Source organism: Streptomyces niveiscabiei, from assembly GCF_033794345.1.
Taxonomy (GTDB): domain Bacteria; phylum Actinomycetota; class Actinomycetes; order Streptomycetales; family Streptomycetaceae; genus Streptomyces; species Streptomyces niveiscabiei.
This window is the reverse complement of the sequence record NZ_JARAYJ010000072.1, coordinates 1-17546: the sequence shown is the minus strand read 5'-3', so window position 1 is coordinate 17546 and position 17546 is coordinate 1. Positions and strand designations below refer to the sequence as shown.

At 72.4% G+C, this 17546-nt stretch carries 14 protein-coding genes; 9 read left to right on the top strand and 5 right to left on the bottom strand.

Annotated elements, in window-relative coordinates:
• The first annotated feature begins 228 nt into the window (after nt 1–228).
• The gene (locus PV682_RS42995) at nt 229–891 is read left to right on the top strand and encodes a TetR/AcrR family transcriptional regulator (protein ID WP_319738235.1); all 663 of its coding nucleotides are present in this window, start codon (nt 229–231) and stop codon (nt 889–891) included.
• Here PV682_RS42995 and PV682_RS42990 read toward each other — a convergent pair.
• Nucleotides 876–2381: an LVIVD repeat-containing protein gene (locus PV682_RS42990; RefSeq protein WP_319738233.1), complete on the bottom strand. Its 1506-nt coding sequence runs from the start codon at nt 2379–2381 to the stop codon at nt 876–878. The two genes, PV682_RS42995 and PV682_RS42990, sit on opposite strands and share 16 nt — an antisense overlap.
• Nucleotides 2382–2561: 180 nt before the next feature.
• Between PV682_RS42990 and PV682_RS42985 the strand changes: the two genes are divergently transcribed.
• Nucleotides 2562–3209, top strand: a complete 648-nt coding sequence (locus PV682_RS42985) for a DUF305 domain-containing protein (RefSeq protein WP_319738231.1) — start codon at nt 2562–2564, stop codon at nt 3207–3209.
• Nucleotides 3210–3228: 19 nt separating this feature from the next.
• Here the strand turns inward: PV682_RS42985 and PV682_RS42980 are convergent, their stop codons facing one another.
• Nucleotides 3229–3687, bottom strand: a complete 459-nt coding sequence (locus PV682_RS42980) for a DUF6214 family protein (RefSeq protein ID WP_319738229.1) — start codon at nt 3685–3687, stop codon at nt 3229–3231.
• A gap of 180 nt (nt 3688–3867) precedes the next feature.
• Here PV682_RS42980 and PV682_RS42975 point away from each other — a divergent pair, with 180 nt between their 5' ends.
• Nucleotides 3868–5199, top strand: coding sequence for an FAD-dependent oxidoreductase (locus PV682_RS42975; protein WP_319738228.1), 1332 nt, complete (start codon nt 3868–3870; stop codon nt 5197–5199).
• Nucleotides 5200–5324: 125 nt separating this feature from the next.
• Complete coding sequence (locus PV682_RS42970) at nt 5325–6650, top strand: nucleobase:cation symporter-2 family protein (protein ID WP_319738226.1); 1326 nt, start codon at nt 5325–5327, stop codon at nt 6648–6650.
• Between the two features lie 61 nt (nt 6651–6711).
• Here PV682_RS42970 and PV682_RS42965 read toward each other — a convergent pair whose 3' ends face one another.
• The gene (locus PV682_RS42965; RefSeq protein ID WP_319738224.1) at nt 6712–7992 is read right to left on the bottom strand and encodes an extracellular catalytic domain type 1 short-chain-length polyhydroxyalkanoate depolymerase; all 1281 of its coding nucleotides are present in this window, start codon (nt 7990–7992) and stop codon (nt 6712–6714) included.
• 302 nt (nt 7993–8294) lie between these two features.
• Here PV682_RS42965 and PV682_RS42960 point away from each other — a divergent pair, with 302 nt between their 5' ends.
• Both PV682_RS42960 and PV682_RS42955 read left to right on the top strand, forming a co-directional pair.
• On the top strand, nt 8295–9260 hold the full coding sequence (locus PV682_RS42960) for a pectate lyase family protein (RefSeq protein WP_319738223.1): 966 nt from the start codon (nt 8295–8297) through the stop codon (nt 9258–9260).
• A 109-nt stretch (nt 9261–9369) separates the two neighbouring features.
• Nucleotides 9370–10158, top strand: coding sequence for a pectate lyase (locus PV682_RS42955; RefSeq protein WP_109363294.1), 789 nt, complete (start codon nt 9370–9372; stop codon nt 10156–10158).
• Nucleotides 10159–10474: 316 nt separating this feature from the next.
• On the opposite strand, the gene PV682_RS42950 is transcribed toward PV682_RS42955, so the two are convergent.
• Nucleotides 10475–11278 (bottom strand): PaaX family transcriptional regulator C-terminal domain-containing protein, encoded by an 804-nt coding sequence (locus tag PV682_RS42950; protein WP_319738220.1) that lies wholly within the window; start codon nt 11276–11278, stop codon nt 10475–10477.
• A gap of 75 nt (nt 11279–11353) precedes the next feature.
• Between PV682_RS42950 and PV682_RS42945 the strand changes: the two genes are divergently transcribed.
• Together PV682_RS42945 and PV682_RS42940 are read left to right on the top strand one after the other, a co-directional pair.
• Nucleotides 11354–13003 (top strand): acyl-CoA dehydrogenase family protein, encoded by a 1650-nt coding sequence (locus tag PV682_RS42945; RefSeq protein WP_319738218.1) that lies wholly within the window; start codon nt 11354–11356, stop codon nt 13001–13003.
• A gap of 71 nt (nt 13004–13074) precedes the next feature.
• Nucleotides 13075–15273, top strand: coding sequence for a HEAT repeat domain-containing protein (locus tag PV682_RS42940; RefSeq protein ID WP_319738216.1), 2199 nt, complete (start codon nt 13075–13077; stop codon nt 15271–15273).
• A gap of 166 nt (nt 15274–15439) precedes the next feature.
• On the opposite strand, the gene PV682_RS42935 is transcribed toward PV682_RS42940, so the two are convergent.
• Entirely contained in the window at nt 15440–16057 is a 618-nt protein-coding gene (locus tag PV682_RS42935; RefSeq protein WP_319738213.1) for an Rv1733c family protein, read from the bottom strand.
• A 274-nt stretch (nt 16058–16331) separates the two neighbouring features.
• On the opposite strand from PV682_RS42935, the gene PV682_RS42930 reads away from it, so the two are divergent.
• Complete coding sequence (locus PV682_RS42930; RefSeq protein ID WP_112475833.1) at nt 16332–17438, top strand: WD40/YVTN/BNR-like repeat-containing protein; 1107 nt, start codon at nt 16332–16334, stop codon at nt 17436–17438.
• Nucleotides 17439–17546 lie beyond the last annotated feature (108 nt).

Here is a 17546-nt window from a genome sequence, read left to right as displayed (position 1 = left end):
CCCGCCTGCGCGTAGGTCCCCTCGCCCACCCGGCCCACGGGAAGGACCTGGGCATCCGGACGCCGCGCCCGCCTGTGCGGGGCGCGCGCGGCGTCGGGGGCGGGGGGGGGGGGGGGGGGGGGGGGGGGCCCCGGCCCCCCCCCCCCCCCCCCCCCCCCCCCCCCCCCCGGCCCGTGACACCGCGTCGATTATAGTTGGCTGCCGACCAGTCAACGCAGGAGTTACAGGATGTCCCCGCGCAGCGCATCGGTCAATGAGGAATTGCGCAGACGTTCCCGCGAGCGGCTGCTGCTGGCAGCGCTGGAGCTGGTCGGTGAGCGCGGGTACGACGCGACGACGCTCGGGGACATCGCGGACCGGGCCGGGTCGGCGCGTGGGCTGGTGTCGTACTACTTCCCGGGCAAGCGTCAGCTCGTGCAGTCGGCCGTGCACCGGCTCATGCACCGGACCTTGCAGGAGGCGCTGGAGAGCGAGCCGTGCGTCGAGGAGGGCGCGGAGCGGATGGCGCGGGCGATCGACGCGGTGCTGGGGCTGGCGCGGGACCGTACCGTGCTGATGCGCCAGCACATGGCGGGGATGCTGGAGACGGCCGGGTTCGTGCAGTGTCCCGAGCAGCGGCGGCTGGCGGAGCTGCTGCGCGACACGGTCGCCCGGCACGGCTCGCGGGACGTGGACGCCGACTACCCGATGCTGCGCGCGCAGTTGATGGGCGCGGTGTACGGGATGGTGCTGCCGAACGTGCCGTTGACGCTGGAGACGCTGCGGGCGGAGCTGTTCGCGCGGTACGGGCTGGGGTGGGAGCAGGGGTTCCCGCCGGACGCCGAGGCGCCCGGCGGGGTGCGCGACCTGGATCTGTCACGCTTCTTCGCGACGGATCACCAGCCGAAGTAGTCCGGCTGCGTCTGGACGTTGAGCTGGTCGAGCCGGACCCATCTGGCGGGGTCCGTGCGACGGTCGTCGATCCTGAGGACGTCGAAGCCGTTGCTGATGTCGTTCGAGTAGATGTAGCCGTTGTAGTAGTACGCGGACCACGAGCCGCCGCTGGTCAGGGTCGTGGCATTGTCGGGGCCGCGCTCGAAGTAGGCGATCTCCCTGGGCCGGCTGGAGTCGGTGAACTCCCAGACGGAGACGCCCCCTTGGTACCAGGCCTGGACCATGATGTCGCGGCCCTTGACCGGGATGAGCGAGCCGTTGTGGGCGACGCAGTTCTCGGTGCTCGCCTGGTGGCGGGGGATCTTGTAGTAGCTGCGGAAGGCGAGCTTGCGCTTCTCGCCCTTGCCGACGATGTCGTAGATGCCGTCGGCGCCGCGGTTCGGGCCGATCTCGGCGTTGCAGGTGGCCGCCCCGCCGCCGCCCAACTCGTCGGTGAACACGACCTTGTCGGCCTTCTGGTTGAAGGTCGCCGAGTGCCAGAACGCGAAGTTGACGTTGTCCTGGACCTGGTCGATGATCTTCGGCCGCTCCGGGTCCTTGATGGACATCAGGATGCCGTCGCCCATGCAGGCGCCGGCCGCGAGGTCCAGCTCGGGCAGGGCGGTGAGGTCGTGGCAGCCGGTGGTCTTGGCGACGCCGGGGTTGGCGGGCGAGCCGGGGTTGCCGCCGCCGTCGGGGCCCTCACCGGGGAAGAGCACGGTGAAGTTCAACAGGGCCGCTTTTTCCGGGGCGTTGCGGGGGACCTTGATGATGGAGATGCCGTCGTGCGGGGGCTGGCAGTCCGGGTAGGCCGCGTTCGGCGAGTACGAGGAGACGTAGAGGTAGATGTTCCTGCGCTCGGGCACCAGGGTGTGGGTGTGCGAGCCGCAGGGGGTCTCCACGGCGGCGATGTACTCGGGGTTGCGCTTGTCGCTGATGTCGAAGATCTTCATGCCCTCCCAGGACGACTTCTCGGTCGCCGGCTGGGTGGTGGAGTTGCAACTGGCGTCGCTGCGCGAGGAGTCGGTGGACAGGAACAGCAGGTCGCCCTCGACGGTGACGTCGTTCTGCGAGCCGGGGCACAGCACCTGGGAGACGGTCCTCGGGGCCCGCGGGTTGCTGATGTCGTAGATCCGGAAGCCGTCGTAGTTCCCGGCGAACGCGTACCTGCCCTGGAAGGCGAGGTCGGAGTTCTTGTCCCGCAGGACGTCCTTGGGGACGTTCGCCAGGTGCTTGATGTTGGCCGAGTGGACGATCTCGCCGACGCCGGGTATCTCCCCGGCGGCTATCGCCTCGGCGACCTCGGTGCGGTCGCTCTGGGACACCTTGCGCTCCGCGGCGGGCGAGTCCCCGGGGTCGGGGATCGCGAGCGCCGGGGCGGCGGTCAGCAGCGTGGCCAGCAGGCCGGTCACACCGGCCAGAACTCCCAGTCGTCTGCGCCGTGTTCGGGGCTCCTTCAACAGGATCACTGTGTCCTCCCTCGTCGCCGTTCCTCGCGGAACGGTTCACAGTCCCCCGAAGTATCGTCTTAGTCATGCCCACACCAACAGATGGCAACAAGGTCGTCACATAACTTTTCGATCGGCGGGGCACAGATCCGTGCTAGGACGGTCACAGCCGTTCCGACTCACCGGCAACAGGAGGTTGTTGTGCGCTCACGCCGCACGTCCGTGGTCGCCGCCGCGCTGGTGGCGCTCGCTCTGGCCGGCTGCGACTCGGGGGCGGACGACGAGCCGAAGGCGGTGCGCAGCGGGGGGCCGACGGTGCTGGTGCCGGGGCTGCCGGGAGAAGCGAACCGGACGATGTCCGCGGAGGAGGCGGCCGGGCACCGGGCGCAGGACGACTCGCCGAACACGGCGGACGTGTCGTACGCGCAGATGATGATCGTCCATCACGCGCAGGCGCTGGAGATGACCGCGCTCGCCCCGGGCCGCGCCGGTTCCGCGGCCGTGAAGGGGCTCGCGGAGCGGATCGCGGCGGCGCAGAAGCCCGAGATCGAGATGATGCGGGACTGGCTGACGTCGCACGGGAAACCCCAGCGGGCGCAGGGCCATTCGGGTCACGCGGCGATGCCGGGGATGGCGACGGACGCGCAGCTCGCCGAGTTGCGCGGCGCGAAGGGCGCGGCGTTCGACAAGCTCTTCCTCACCCTGATGATCGCCCACCACGAGGGGGCGATCACCATGGCGACGGACGTCAAGGCGCAGGGGAACAACATCCAGGCGGAGGAGATGGCGGACGACGTCGTCGCCCAACAGGCCAGTGAGATCGCCCGGATGCGCACGATGCTCCAGTGAGCGGCGTCAACTGCCGTTCTCAGCGCTTGACATGACGTGGTGTCAGGAATCCGGCGTCGCGTGCCTGTGCGATGAGCCGCAGGGAACGGCGCCTGCTGTGACCGGTCGCGTCCATCACCGCGAGGACCGGGTCGGCGCCCTGCTCCTGCGCGGCCCGGTACTCCTGGGCGACGAGGCGGCGGCCCTCGGCGCCGCGCGGCCAGGACGGGCGGGCGCGGCTCGGGCCGGGGTGCCCTGACTCCTCGTCCTCCTCTCCGCCGCACATCTCGAAGAGGGGGCCCTCGATCCAGTCGGCGAGGACGGTCAGGTCGATGAGGGACAGCGCGGGCTGGGCCCTGACGTCCTCGATGGAGACGCCGCCGTCGCAGACCACCGCGAGGACCTCGACCCATGCCCGGTCGGGGAAGGCCAGGCGGACGGTGTACCAGGCGGTCGCGCCGCCCCTCTCCCGCACTTCCCACGCGGGCCACACGGACACCTCGGCGTCCTCGGCGGGGCGATCAGAAAGATTAAGAAAAGATGCTTCTAGCACACACGCAACGTAACCGCATCATCACATTCCATACGAAAAGACACGCACACCGGTCCGCCCCGGCACCCTGACAGCGCAGCACGCCCGGTGTCATCCTGGAGACCTGCCCCGCGTGAGGAGTTGCGCGTGCTGCGAGTCGCCGTCGTCGGTTCCGGGCCGAGCGGGGTCTACACCGCCCAGTCCCTGGTGGAGCGCGATCCCGAGGTCCTCGTCGACGTCCTGGACCGCCTGCCGTGCCCGTACGGCCTGGTCCGCTACGGCGTCGCCCCCGACCACGAGAAGATCAAGTCCCTCCAGCACAGTCTGCGGACGGTCCTGGAGCACGACCGGGTCCGCTTCCTCGGCGGCGTCGAGGTCGGCCCGTCCGGTGTGACGGTCGTACGACTGCGCCAGTTGTACGACGCGGTCGTGTACTGCGTCGGCGCGGCGGCCGACCGGCGGCTCGGGATCGACGGGGAGGAGCTGCCGGGCAGCTGGTCGGCGACGGAGTTCGTGTCCTGGTACAGCGCGCACCCCGACGCCGTCGCCGGCGGCTTCGTGGCCGGCGTCCGCTCGGCGGTCGTGATCGGGGTGGGGAACGTCGCGGTGGACGTGACGCGCATCCTGGCGCGCGGCGCGGCCGAGCTGAGCCCGACCGACATGCCCCAGTCGGCGCTGCTCGCGCTCGCGGACAGCGGGGTGCGCGAGGTGCACATGGTGGGCCGGCGCGGCCCTTCGCAGGCGCGGTTCACGACGAAGGAGCTGCGGGAGCTGGGGAGTCTGCCGGGGGTCGATGTCGCGGTGGACGAGCGGGAGTTGGTGCTCGATCCGGGGTACGCCGATCCGTCCGGGCTGGCGGCGGCGCAGCGGCGGAACGTGGCGGCGCTGCGGGGGTGGGCCGCCTGCGGCGCGGGGGCGGCGGGCCGCCGTATCCGGCTGCGGTTCTTCCTGCGGCCGGTCGCGCTGCTGCCCGACGAGCGGGGGCGGGTGGGGGCCGTGCGGTTCGAGCGGACGCGGCCCGACGGGCGCGGCGGGGTGCGGGGGACGGGTGAATTCGAGGAGATCCGGGCCGAGTTGGTGCTGCGGTCGGTCGGGTATCGCGGGGTGCCGCCGGCGGGGCTGCCGTTCGACGAGGCGCTCGGGACGGTACCGCATACGGCCGGGCGGGTGCTGCGGGACGGGGTGGTGTCGCCGGGCGAGTATGTGACGGGGTGGATCAAGCGGGGGCCGACGGGGGTGATCGGGACGAACCGGCCGTGCGCGAAGGAGACCGTACTGTCCCTGCTGGCCGATGTGACGGATCGTCAACTCCCTGATCCGTTGCCGCTGTTGAGGTCCGGCGGGGTGGAGCCGGTGGGGTGGGAGGGGTGGCGGGCGATCGAGCGGGCGGAGGCCGCGTGGGGTGCGTCGCTCGGGCGGGGCGTGGTGAAGCTGCCGGACTGGGCGGCGCTGCGGGCGGCGGTGGCCCTCGACGCCTGACGCACGGGACACCGGCACCTGACGCACGGGATACAGAGCGGCAACACCCCGGAAATCAACAATCTGTTCACCCGTCTTACGGTCACATCCTGTCGCTTTCCGTCCCCTTCCGCTCAGGAGCGCCCATGACCGTCCACCCCGTCGACGAGGTGCCGCCGATACGCCACCTGGCCGCCTTCGGCCTCCAGCACGTCCTCGCGATGTACGCGGGCGCGGTCGCCGTCCCGCTGATCGTGGGCGGCGCGATGAAGCTCTCGGCGGCCGACCTGGCGTACCTGATCACCGCCGACCTCCTGGTGTGCGGGGTCGCGACGCTGATCCAGTGCGTGGGGTTCTGGCGGTTCGGGGTGCGGCTGCCGATCATGCAGGGCTGTACGTTCGCGGCGGTGTCGCCGATGGTGCTGATCGGGACGACGGGTGGCGGACTCCCCGCGATCTACGGCTCGGTGATCGTCGCGGGGCTCGCGATCGTGCTGCTGGCACCGGTGTTCGGGAAGCTGCTGCGGTTCTTCCCGCCGCTGGTGACCGGGACGGTGATCCTGGTCATCGGTCTGTCGCTGCTGCCGGTGGCGGGCAACTGGGCGGCGGGCGGGGTGGGTTCGGCGGACTTCGGGGCGCCGAAGAACATCGGGCTGGCCGCGTTCGTCCTCGCCGTCGTCCTGGTCGTCCAGCGGTTCGCGCCGCCTTTCCTGAGCCGGATCGCGGTGCTCGCCGGGATCGCCGTGGGGCTCGCGGTCGCCGTCCCGTTCGGGTTCACGGACTTCGGCGGGGTCGGGGACGCGGACTGGGTCGGGATCAGTACGCCGTTCCACTTCGGGGCGCCGGTGTTCGAGGCGTCGGCGATCATCTCCATGCTGGTCGTGGCCGTGGTGACGATGACCGAGACGACCGGTGACCTGATCGCGGTCGGCGAGCTCACCGGCCGTGAGGTGAAGGAGGGTTCGCTCGCGGACGGGCTGCGCGCCGACGGCCTGTCGACCGTCCTCGGCGGGGTGTTCAACACGTTCCCGTACACGGCGTACGCGCAGAACGTGGGGCTGGTCGGGATGACGCGGGTGCGCAGCCGGTGGGTCGTGGCGGCGGCGGGCGGCATGCTCGTCGTCCTCGGGCTGCTGCCCAAGCTGGGCGCGGTGGTCGCCGCCGTACCGGCGCCCGTGCTGGGCGGGGCGGGGCTCGCGATGTTCGGGACGGTCGCCGCGAGCGGTCTGCGCACGCTCGCCGGGGTGGACTTCCGCGACAACCACAACCTGACCGTCGTCGCCGTGTCGGTCGCGGTGGGGCTGCTGCCGGTCGGGGTGCCGACGGTCTACGCGAAGTTCCCCGACTGGTTCCAGACGGTCATGAACAGCGGGATCAGCGCGGGGTGCCTCACGGCGATCGTCCTCAACCTGCTCTTCAACCACCTTCCGGCGAGGGCGGGTTCACCGGTCGCGGCGCGGGCGGACGGCTGACGCGCGGCGGCCGAAGCCGGGAAGTCACCGAACCTCCCGGCTCCTTGACGCCCTGTCAACTCTACGAACAGGCCGTGCCGTTGAGCGTGAAGGCGCTCGGCGCCGCCGAGTTGCCGGTGTGGCTGGCCTGATAGCCCACGGTCACGGACGCACCGGGCGCGAGCGCCGCGTTGTACGTCACGTTCGTGGCCGTCACCGCGCCGGAGACGGGCGCGTACGTCGCTCCCCAGCCGTTGGTGATGGTCTGGCCGGCGGGGAGGGTGAAGCCGAGCCGCCAGCCGTTGATCGCGGCGGTCGCGGTGTTGGTGATGGTCACGGCGTTGGTCAGGCCGGTGTTCCAGGCGCTGACGCTGGAGGTCACCTTGCAGGGGCCGGTCGGCGGGTTGGGGGTGCCGGGGTCGGGGGTGAGGCCGAAGAAGGTGAGGACGCGGGCGCCCATGCCGGCGGCGTACACGTTGTGGCCGGTCTGGATGCTGATCGCCTCGACGGGGGCCTGGTTGCCGGTGGAGCCGTAGCGGGTGCGGGTCCAGCCGTTCGGCGCGTCAGTGGCGGACGGGGTCTGGGTCAGGCCGTGGACGTTGGTCCACTGCTTGATCTCCTCGCCGAAGTTGGGGTAGCGCAGGACGTCGTCCTGGGTGCCGTGCCACAGCTGCATGCGCGGCCGGGGGCCGGTGTAGCCGGGGTAGGCGCCGCGCACGAGGTCGCCCCACGCCTGCGGGGTGCGGATGATCGTGCCGTTCGCGCAGTCGCTGTTCCACTCGGAGCCGTTGGTGGTGGCGAAGCAGGCGAAGGGGACGCCCGCGAAGGCGGCGCCGGCCGCGAAGACGTCCGGGTAGTCGCCGAGCAGGACGTTCGTCATCATCGCGCCGGACGACATGCCGGTGACAAAGATCTTGCTGGTGTCCGCCGCGTAGTTGGCGACCGCCCAGTCGACCATCGACTTGATGCCGACGGGGTCGCTGCCGCCGCCGCGCTTGAGGGCCTGCGGTGAGGCGACGTCCCAGCACTTGCTGGCGCGGGTCACCGACGGGTACACGACGACGAAGCCGTACTGGTCGGCGAGGGACCTGTACTCGCTGCCGTTGTACATGTCGGTCGCGGAGCCGCCGCACCAGTGCACGGCGACGATGACCGCCGGGTGCGCGCTGACGTTGGCCGGGGCGTACGCCCACATGCGGAGGTTGCTGGGGTTGGCGCCGAAGCCGGTGACCTCGGTGAAGGTCGCGGGCGGCACGGGCGCCGCGGAGGCGGGCGGCGGGGCTAGGAACAGCGCCGCCAGCAGCACGGCGACCGCTGTGAGCGCCGAACGCAGCGCCGTGCGGGGGGTGTTGGGGCTGGACACGGGTCGGTCCCTTCTGGTCACGGCTCGGGGACGGGTCAGCGGGCACCCGAAACGCATGGTGGCATGGGCACGCCACCCCATGGAAGCGCTCCCACGGTTCTTTCGGGACTTTCGGAGCGGCTGGATCCGTTCTGCGCGAGGCGTTGACCAGAAAGCGCTTGCCCTCTACGTTCCGTTCAGTGATGTGACCGAGCTGCTCCCCAGTTCCCCCCAAAGGTCGCATCACGCCCAGAGAAGCGTTCAACATCACGTATTTCGTTCAAGGACATGTACGTCCATGTCCTCGTGAAGGGACGCCCCCCATGCATACGCATCCCCTGTCCCGCAGGACCGCACAGGCATCGCTTGCAGCGGCACTGACCGCCGCGCTCGCCGTCACCCTCCCCCACCCCGCCGGGGCGGCGGACCCCTCGCCCGTCGGGTTCGGCGCCGGCACGACCGGCGGCGGCAGCGCCTCGGCGGTCACCGTCTCGACCCTGGCCGCGTTCAAGTCGGCCGTGACCGGCTCCGCTTCGAAGGTCGTCCGCGTCAACGGCCTGATCACGCTGAGCGGTCAGGTCGACGTCGGGTCCAACACGACGGTCCTGGGCGTCGGTTCGTCCTCCGGGTTCACCGGTGGCGGCCTGCGGCTGAAGAACGTCACGAACGTCATGATCCGCAACCTCGCCATCAGCAAGCCGCTGGCTCCCGCCGACGGCATCGAGGTGCAGCGCTCGACGAAGGTGTGGATCGACCACAACTCCTTCTCCGCCGACCGCGATCACGACAAGGACCACTACGACGGGCTGCTCGACATCAACCACGGCTCGGACTTCGTCACCGTGTCCTGGAACACCTTCAAGGACCACTTCAAGGGCTCGCTCGTCGGGCACAGCGACAAGAACTCCGCCGAGGACACCGGGCACTTGAGGGTGACGTACCACCACAACCTGTTCAGCGACGTGTACTCACGGATCCCCAGCCTGCGGTTCGGGACCGGCCACTTCTACGACAACTACATCACCGGCGCGGACACCGGCGTGCACTCGCGGATGGGCGCGCAGATGCTCGTCGAGAACAACGTCTTCCGGAACACGAAGATCGCGGTGACGACGAGTCAGAGCAGTGACGTCGACGGGTTCGCGAACCTGCGCGGCAACGACCTCGGGGGCGCGGCGACGGAGGTGTCACGGACCGGGTCGTTCACGGCGCCGTACGGGTACACGGCGGAGCCCGCGTCGTCGGTGGTGGCGTCGGTGTCGGCGGGCGCCGGGGCCGGGAAGCTCTGACGTCTCCTGCCCGGTGGCGGCTCCCTCGAAAGTTTCCCCACGCAAGTTTCCCCACGAAGCGCCTCCGTGGCGGCGCTTCTCTCCCCAACAGGAAGAAGGCATACGGGACATGACCTCCTTAGCGCGCGCAGCGGGCGGTGGCCTCGCCGCCCTCTCGCTCTCATTTGGCATGATCATGACTAGTGGTGCGGCGTCCCCCGTGCAGGCGGCGACCTGGCCGTCGGCCAACGGCAGTCAGGCCGTCACCTCGACGATCCCGGTCTCCGGCACCAAGGACTACGGGATGAAGCGGCTCTACGGCAGCGGCGACCTCGGCACCGGCGGGCAGAACGAGGACCAGGACCCGATCCTCGAACTCGCCGCCGGGGCCGTCCTGAAGAACGTCATCATCGGGGCGCCCGCCGCCGACGGCATCCACTGCAAGGGCGCCTGCACGCTCCAGAACGTCTGGTGGGAGGACGTCGGCGAGGACGCGGCGACCTTCCGGGGCTCGTCCTCCTCCAACGTCTACACCGTCTCCGGCGGCGGCGCGCGCTCCGCCAGCGACAAGGTGTTCCAGTTCAACGGCGCCGGGACGCTCAACGTGTCCAACTTCGCCGTCCAGAACTTCGGCACCTTCGTGCGGTCCTGCGGCAACTGCTCCACGCAGTACAAGCGGACGATCAACCTCAACACCATCGAGGCGACGTACTCGGGCGGGCGGCTCGTCGGCATCAACACCAACTACGGCGACAGCGCGACCCTGCGGCGCGTCACCGTCGTCGGCGACAGCGGCCGCAAGATCGTGCCCTGCCAGAAGTACATCGGCAACAACACGGGCAAGGAACCGACGACCAACGGCTCCGGCCCGGACAGCACGTACTGCAAGTACGCGACGTCGGACATCACGTACCGGTAGCCCCCACGGCCCCCCACGGGACACCCGGCCGCCCGCAGCGCACCCGCACGACGCTGCGCGCGGCCGGGGTTCGGGGTTTCGGGGGGAGGTGAGGGGGTTTCCGGGCCTGCGGCTTGGCGCATCGCTCTGGGCCTGCGGCTCGGCGCACTACTCCGGGCCTGCTGCTAGGAGCACCGCTCCGGCCCGCCGCGCTTGCCGCGCCCGCCTCGCCCCGCCGCACCTCGCCTCACCGCGCCGCGCCGCGCCGCGCCGCGACCAGGGTCGGCACGAGCTCAGCACCGTACCGTCCACGGCGGGCGCCTCTGCGCGTGCGCCCTCACTCCGCCCGTCGCGCTCCCTCCGCCTCCCGGCTTCGCCCCGCGCCCGGCGCGATGCCGGTGTCCCGTTCGCCGGCGAGGCGGGTCGCGAACTCCTTCCGGTAGTCGGCGTAGGCCCTGCGCAGGGCCTCGCCCGGCCAGCCCGGGGGAAGGAGGTCGGGTGGGAGGACGGGGTCGGAGAGGAGGTGGCGGACCACTGCGGCGAAGGCGGTGAAGCGGGCGGCGGGGGTCGTGGAGCGGTCGGTGTGGCGGAGGAGGGCCGTGCCGGTGGCCTTCCACTCCCTCAACGGCCAGAGGGTCGCCGCGAGTTCCCGGGGCGGGGTCGTCGGGCGTGTCGTGAAGTGGTGGGTCAGGTGGGACACGTGGTCGGGCCAGGGGCGCAGGAGAGTCGCCGGGCGCAGCCAGACGCCCTCGCGGAGTTCCGCCAGGCGCAGGGCCGCGAGGTCGGAGCGGAGTTCCGCTCGTTCCGCCGCCGGGCGGCCCGTCGTCGTGATGACGGCCATCTCCCAGTCGCCGGTCCACGCGCGCGTGCGCGGGTGCAGCGCCTCGTCCTGGCGCCGGCGGCGTTCGAGGAGGCGGTCGCTGAGGCCGTACACCGCGTCCGCGCAGCGCAGGTCTCCGGCGGCGGTCATGCGGCTGAGGGCGGCGCGGAGGGTGGAGCCGCCGATGCCGAACGGCTCGACGAGGCGGACGAGTTCCCGCACCGGCAGTTCGGGCGGCTGCGCGCCGAGCAGCAGGCTCAGGACGACCGACCGGGCGGACAGCGGCCGTAGCCCCGTCTCCGCCGAAACCTCGCTGCGCATGGGCACGTACTCTACGGCTCACTCCTTCGTGTTGCACTATTGCGACAGTCGCAGCCAAGGCGCAACATGGAGGGCATGTCATCGACGCCCGCTCCGTACGCCACGCACGACGTCACGAACCAGCCGCCGCCCCTCGCCCCCTACGACGCCGCCGCGGACCCCGCCCTCCTGGAGGGTCTGCGCCGCGAGGGCGCGGCGTGGGCCGAGGCCGACGTCCGCGCGCTGGGCCGCCGCGCGGGCGGCGTCGAGGCGCAGGAGTGGGGCGAGCTGGCCAACCGCCACGAACCGGTCCTGCGCACGCACGACCGCTACGGCCACCGCGTCGACGAGGTCGACTTCCACCCGAGCTGGCACTCCCTGATGGACGTCGCCGTCTCCGCGGGCCTCGCGGGCTCCGCGTGGGCGGACGACCGCCCCGGCGCGCACGTCGCGCGCACGGCGGGCGGCCTCGTGTGGAACCACACCGAGGCGGGCCACGGCTGCCCGGTCTCGATGACGTACGCCGCCGTCCCGGCCCTGCGCCATCAGCCGGACCTCGCGAAGGTGTACGAACCGCTGCTCACCGCGCGCGCGTACGAACCCGGCCTGCGGGTGCCGACGGACAAGCGCGGCATCCTCGCGGGGATGGGCATGACCGAGAAGCAGGGCGGCTCGGACGTGCGGACGAACACGACGACGGCCGCGCCGACCGCCGAGCCCGGCGTGTACGTCCTGCGCGGGCACAAGTGGTTCACGTCGGCCCCCATGTGCGACGTCTTCCTCGTGCTGGCCCAGGCGCCGGACGGCCTGTCCTGCTTCCTCGTCCCGCGCGTCCTGCCCGACGGCACCCGCAACCCGTTCCGCATCCAGCGCCTCAAGGACAAGCTCGGCAACCGCTCCAACGCGTCCTCGGAGCCCGAGTTCGACGGCACGGCAGGCTGGCTGGTCGGGCCCGAGGGGCAGGGCGTGAAGACCATCATCGACATGGTCAACTGCACGCGCCTGGACTGCGTGATGGCGACGGCGGCCCTGATGCGCAAGACCCTCGTCGAGGCCGGCCACCACGTCCGCCACCGCACCGCGTTCGGCGCGCGCCTGCTGGACCAGCCCCTGATGCGCAACGTCCTCGCCGACCTCGCGCTCGAATCCGAGGCCGCGACGACGCTCACCCTGCGCCTCGCGGGCGCCGCCGACCGCGCCGCACGCGGGGACGCCGGTGAGCGGGCCTTCCGCCGTATCGCCACCGCCGTCGGCAAGTACTGGGTCACCAAGCGCGGGCCCGCGTTCACCGCCGAGGCCCTGGAGTGCCTCGGCGGCAACGGGTACGTCGAGGACTCCGGCATGCCCCGCCACTACCGGGAAGCGCCTCTGCTGTCCATCTGGGAGGGCTCCGGCAACGTCAACGCGCTCGACGTCCTGCGCGCGCTGACCCGCGATCCGGCGACCGCCGAGGCGTACGAGGCGGAACTCGCCCTCTCGCACGGGGCGGACGGCCGACTCGACGCCGCCCACGCGCGCGTACGGCGCCTGGTGGCGACCGCCTCGGAGTCCCAGGCCCGCCGGGTCGTCGAGGCCATGGCCCTCACCCTCCAGGCGTCCCTTCTCGTCCGGCACGCCCCTGCCGCCGTCGCCGACGCGTTCTGCGCCAGCCGGCTCGACGGGGACCGGGGGCACTCCTTCGGCACCCTCCCCGACTCCGCCGACCTCGCCGCGATCCTCGACCGGGCGCTCCCCGAAGGGCTCTGACGTCCCGTTCCCTGTGAGTCACCCCTCGACTCCGCATCGTTGTCAGTGACGTGGTGCACACTCGTGATCAGGTGGCACGTCTGACACACCGTCCGGGGGAGGACCAGGTGTTCACGGGGATCGACGAGGTCGACTGGACCTCACTGCGACACGCACACGGCGACGCCGGGGACGTACCCGGATGGCTGCGGGCGCTGGCTTCCGAGGAGCGGGGCGAGCGGGAAGCGGCGCTGGACGCGCTGTACGGGGCGGTGCTTCACGAGGGCGGGGTGTACGACGCGACGCTGGCGGCGGTGCCGTTCCTGCTGGCGGTGGCCGCGCGGGAGGGCGGCGGGGACCGGGCGGGGGTACTGGAGCTGCTGTCGAGCATCGGGGAGGAGGGGGGCGAGCCGGGTGGGGCGGGCTCGGAAGGTGGCTCGGGTGCGGCGGCCGTGCGTGCGGGGGCCGAGTCGTTCGTCGCGCTCACCCTCGATTCCGATCCCGCCGTCCGGCGTGCCGCCGTCACCGCGGTGGTGCGGTTTCTGGACGACCCCTCGCGGGTGCTGCCCCTCCTGAGCCGGCGGCTGCGCTTCGAGCGGGACGACGACGCGCTGATCGCCGTCACCGAGGCCGTCGGACTCTTCGTGCGGCGGCATCCCGCGCACGCGGGCGAGGCTATCGCCCTCCTCACCACGCACCTCCTCGCGCCCAACCCGCCCGTCCTGCGCCTCGCCGTCCTCGGCCAACTCGCCGCGCACGCGCCCGACCGGCTACCGCCCGACCTGGTCGCCCTCACGGCACGGCTCCTCCAGGAACGGTCGTCGCAGGCGCCGCGCGCGTACGAATCGCCGGGCGCGGAGCAGACCCTCACGGGACGGTTGCACCGGCTGCGGCCGTCCGACGAACAGGGCGCGCGTCTGATGCGTACGCTCCACACCACCCTCGCCGACGACGTCCCCACCCGGACCGCCCTCCTTCAGGCCCACCTCCGCCTCCCCTCCCCCACGGACCGCTGCAACGCCGTCCTCCTGTGCGCCGGGTTCATCCGGGAGTGGCGCGGGGACCACTCGGGGCTCGTCACGCTGATCGGGGAGCAACTGGTGGCCGGGGAGGGACGGTTGCGGGACGCGGCGGTGTCGGTGCTCGGGGGGCTGTACGGGGTGGGGGCGCCTGCTGCGGACCGGCTGTACTCGCTGGTGGCGGGGCGGCCCGAGGGGTGGGTCGAGAGGTGGAGGGCCGGAGCGCGAGGGTTGGGCGGTTCCGCAGGGTCCGGTGGGGTGGCCCCCGGCGGCGAGGTGGTGCCGGGTGGTCCACGTGGTTCGGCCGGGTTCGGAGGGGAAGGGGGCGGGTCTGGTGGGCCGGTGGTTTCCGGAGGGGGCGCCGAGGGGGCCTTCGGTGGCGGGAGGCGGGGAGTCGTCGTGATCGGAGGGGCGTTGCTGGCGTTGGCCCGGTGCGGGGATCGGCGGGCTGTGGGGGTGCTGGAGGAGGTGTTGGGGGACGGGGAGCTGCCGCGTCATGCCGTGTCCCTGGTGCCGTGCCTGGGGGCGGGGGCCGCCGCGCTCGCGCCTGCGGTGCGGCGGCACCTGGAGGTGGTGCCGCTTGAGGGGGCCGAGGCGGGGGACCTTGTCCGCGGGTTGCTCGTCGCGGTCGGGGGGTTGCGGGATCCGGGGGCCGTGCCCGGGGTGGTGCGGGTGCTGGCGAGTGGGGGCGCCGGGCTTGCCGGAGCCGCGTTCGGGGCGCTGGAGGCGATGGGGGGTGCCGCGCGGGAGGCTCTGCCCGTCGTACGGGGCGCGCTGAGCGGCGTGCACAGGGGGGCCGCGGCGGCGGCGCTCTGGGCGATCGAGCCGGACGTATCCCTCGTACTCCCGGTGCTGCTCGGCGAGTTGAGCGGCAGCGCCGACCCCCTCCACCGAGCCCGCACAGCCCACCGCCTGTCCCGCCTGGGCCCCGCGGCCCGCCCCGCGCTGCCCCGCCTGCGGCGTCTCATGACCGACTCCCCCGACCCGTGGGAACGCGTCTCGGCGGCCTGCGCGATCACCTCGATCACCGGCGGGGTCGAGAGCGACGCGCACACCGTCCTACGGTCCGCCTGGCAGTCGCGTCCCCACACCCGCGTACACATAGCGACCACCCTGACGACCCTCACCCCCGAAGCCGCCGCGCCTCTCCTCGACCTGGCGGCAACGGAGTTGACCCACCGCCGCCGCCACACGACCGGAGCGAGCGGAGAGGTCATCGTCCGGGACGAGAACCTGCTCGCCCTGTGCCGAAGCCTGACGACACGCCTCTGAGCCTCGGCCTCAGCCTCACACCCCCCGGCCCCGGCCCGACGGCGTCGAACCGAGCCCGCCGGCCGCCCTCTCCCCCGTCCCGGCCCACCACCGGCACAGCCCCCTGGCGACCGCTCCCCGTCCCGGCCGACCCCCGGCACAGCCCTCTGGCGCCCCCGCCCCGACCTCACCCCGTCTGCCGCCTCCCCCACAGCGGATCGAACCGCGCCCAGTCGGCCCCCCACTGGTCCATCCTGCGCCGCTCCAGCCGCCCCCGCAGGAGCCGGCCGGTGATGAAGGGGATCGCCGCCGTGGTGGTGCCCGCGAGGGTGCCGACCAGGGTGGAGCGGAGGCGGGCCTGCGAGGGGGTGGTCGGCTCGGTGACGAGGCGGCCCTGGGCGTCGGTCCAGACCTGGACGTGCGTACCGGCGGAGCTGCCCGCGGGGACGCGGACCTGGCCGGAGTGGGGTATGCCGTCGGGCCCGGGCCAGGTGACCTTGGTCCAGAGCTGCTCCGTACGGGCGGGACTCCGCGGGTCGGCGGACGGCGGCGGCGCCGACTCCGCGAGGGTCCCCTCGACCGTGTGCCACTCCGCGCGCTCGCGCGCGAGCCCCCGTTCCATGCTGTCCGCGGCGGCCCACCCGGCGAGGACCCCGGTCAGGACCGCGAACACCCACGCCCCGAGCAGCACCCACGCCTCGACGACGTCGGAGCGCCGCCTGAGGGGATTGCGCCGCCAGCGCCACAGCAAGACCCTCGGACGCCGGTCGCGCCACAGCCACATCCCCGGACCACGGAACGCCATCGCAGGCTTCCTCCTCTATGAGCGCGCGAACATCCCCCGACCGCACTTCCATACGAAGCGAGCCGCCCGGATGCTCAGGGCGAGTCGTGTGACCCGACGTTCCCACGCGCCCCGCCACCCGCGCAGGCGTCCGCCGGAATGTGGCCGACGAGAGCCGCTCGAATCTCTGTCCGACCCCGCTGACCTGCGGCGACGCGGACTCCGGAGGTGACTGTCAGTGGCGGGGTGCAGACTGGCCGGTGCTGGGACAAAGACGTCGCGGAGGTGACCGGAGATGACCGAGGTACTGCTCGCCGTGGGGACCCGCAAGGGCCTGTTCATCGGGCGCAGAGGGCATGAAGGAGGCGGAGCGGGAAGCGCGGAGTGGGAGTTCGACGAGAGCCCGTACTTCAACGCGCAGGCGATCTACTCGGTCGCCATCGACACCAGGGGCCCGGCACCGCGCCTACTGGCCGGGGGCGACAGCGCGCACTGGGGCCCGTCGGTGTTCCACTCCGACGACCTGGGGCGGACCTGGACGGAACCGGCGAAGCCGGCGGTGAAGTTCCCGCAGGACACGAAGGCGTCGCTGGAGCGCGTCTGGCAGCTGCACCCGGCGGCGGCCGAGCCGGGCGTGGTGTACGCGGGCACGGAACCGGCGGCGCTGTACCGCTCGGAGGACCGCGGCGAGAGCTTCGAGCTGGTCCGGCCGCTGTGGGAGCACCCGACGCGCTCGCAGTGGGTCCCGGGCGGCGGCGGTGAGGGCCTGCACACGGTCCTGACGGACGCCCGCGACCCGCGCGCGGTAACGGTCGCGGTGTCGACGGCGGGCGTGTTCCGCACGACGGACGGCGGGGCAAGCTGGGCGCCGTCCAACTCGGGTGTCTCGGCGGTGTTCCTGCCGGACCCCGACCCGGAGTTCGGCCAGTGCGTGCACAAGGTCTCGCGGGACGCGGCGGACCCGGACCGGCTGTACCTCCAGAACCACTGGGGCGTGTACCGCAGCGACGACGGGGGCGCGCACTGGAAGGACATCGGCGCGGGCCTGCCGTCGACGTTCGGCTTCGCGGTCGCCGCGCACCCGCACCGGGGCGGTACGGCGTACGTCTTCCCGATCACGGCGGACGCCGACCGGGTCCCGGCGGACCGGCGCTGCCGGGTGTTCCGTACGACGGACGCGGGCGAGACGTGGGAGCCGCTGAGCGAGGGCCTCCCGCAGGCCGCGCACTACGGCACGGTGCTGCGGGACGCGCTGTGCACGGACGACGCGGACCCGGCGGGCGTCTACTTCGGCAACCGCAACGGCGAGGTGTTCGCGTCGGCCGACGAGGGCGACACGTGGCGCCAGTTGGCCTCGCACCTGCCGGACGTGCTGTGCGTCCGCGCGGCGGTCGTGGGCTGACGGCCCCCTTCAGCCCCGTTACCTTCTAGACGGCCTCGATCATGAGGCTCCCGGCCTTCTGGCCCGGCATGACTTTTGCCCCCTGTCGACCATGACCCGGGGGGTGGT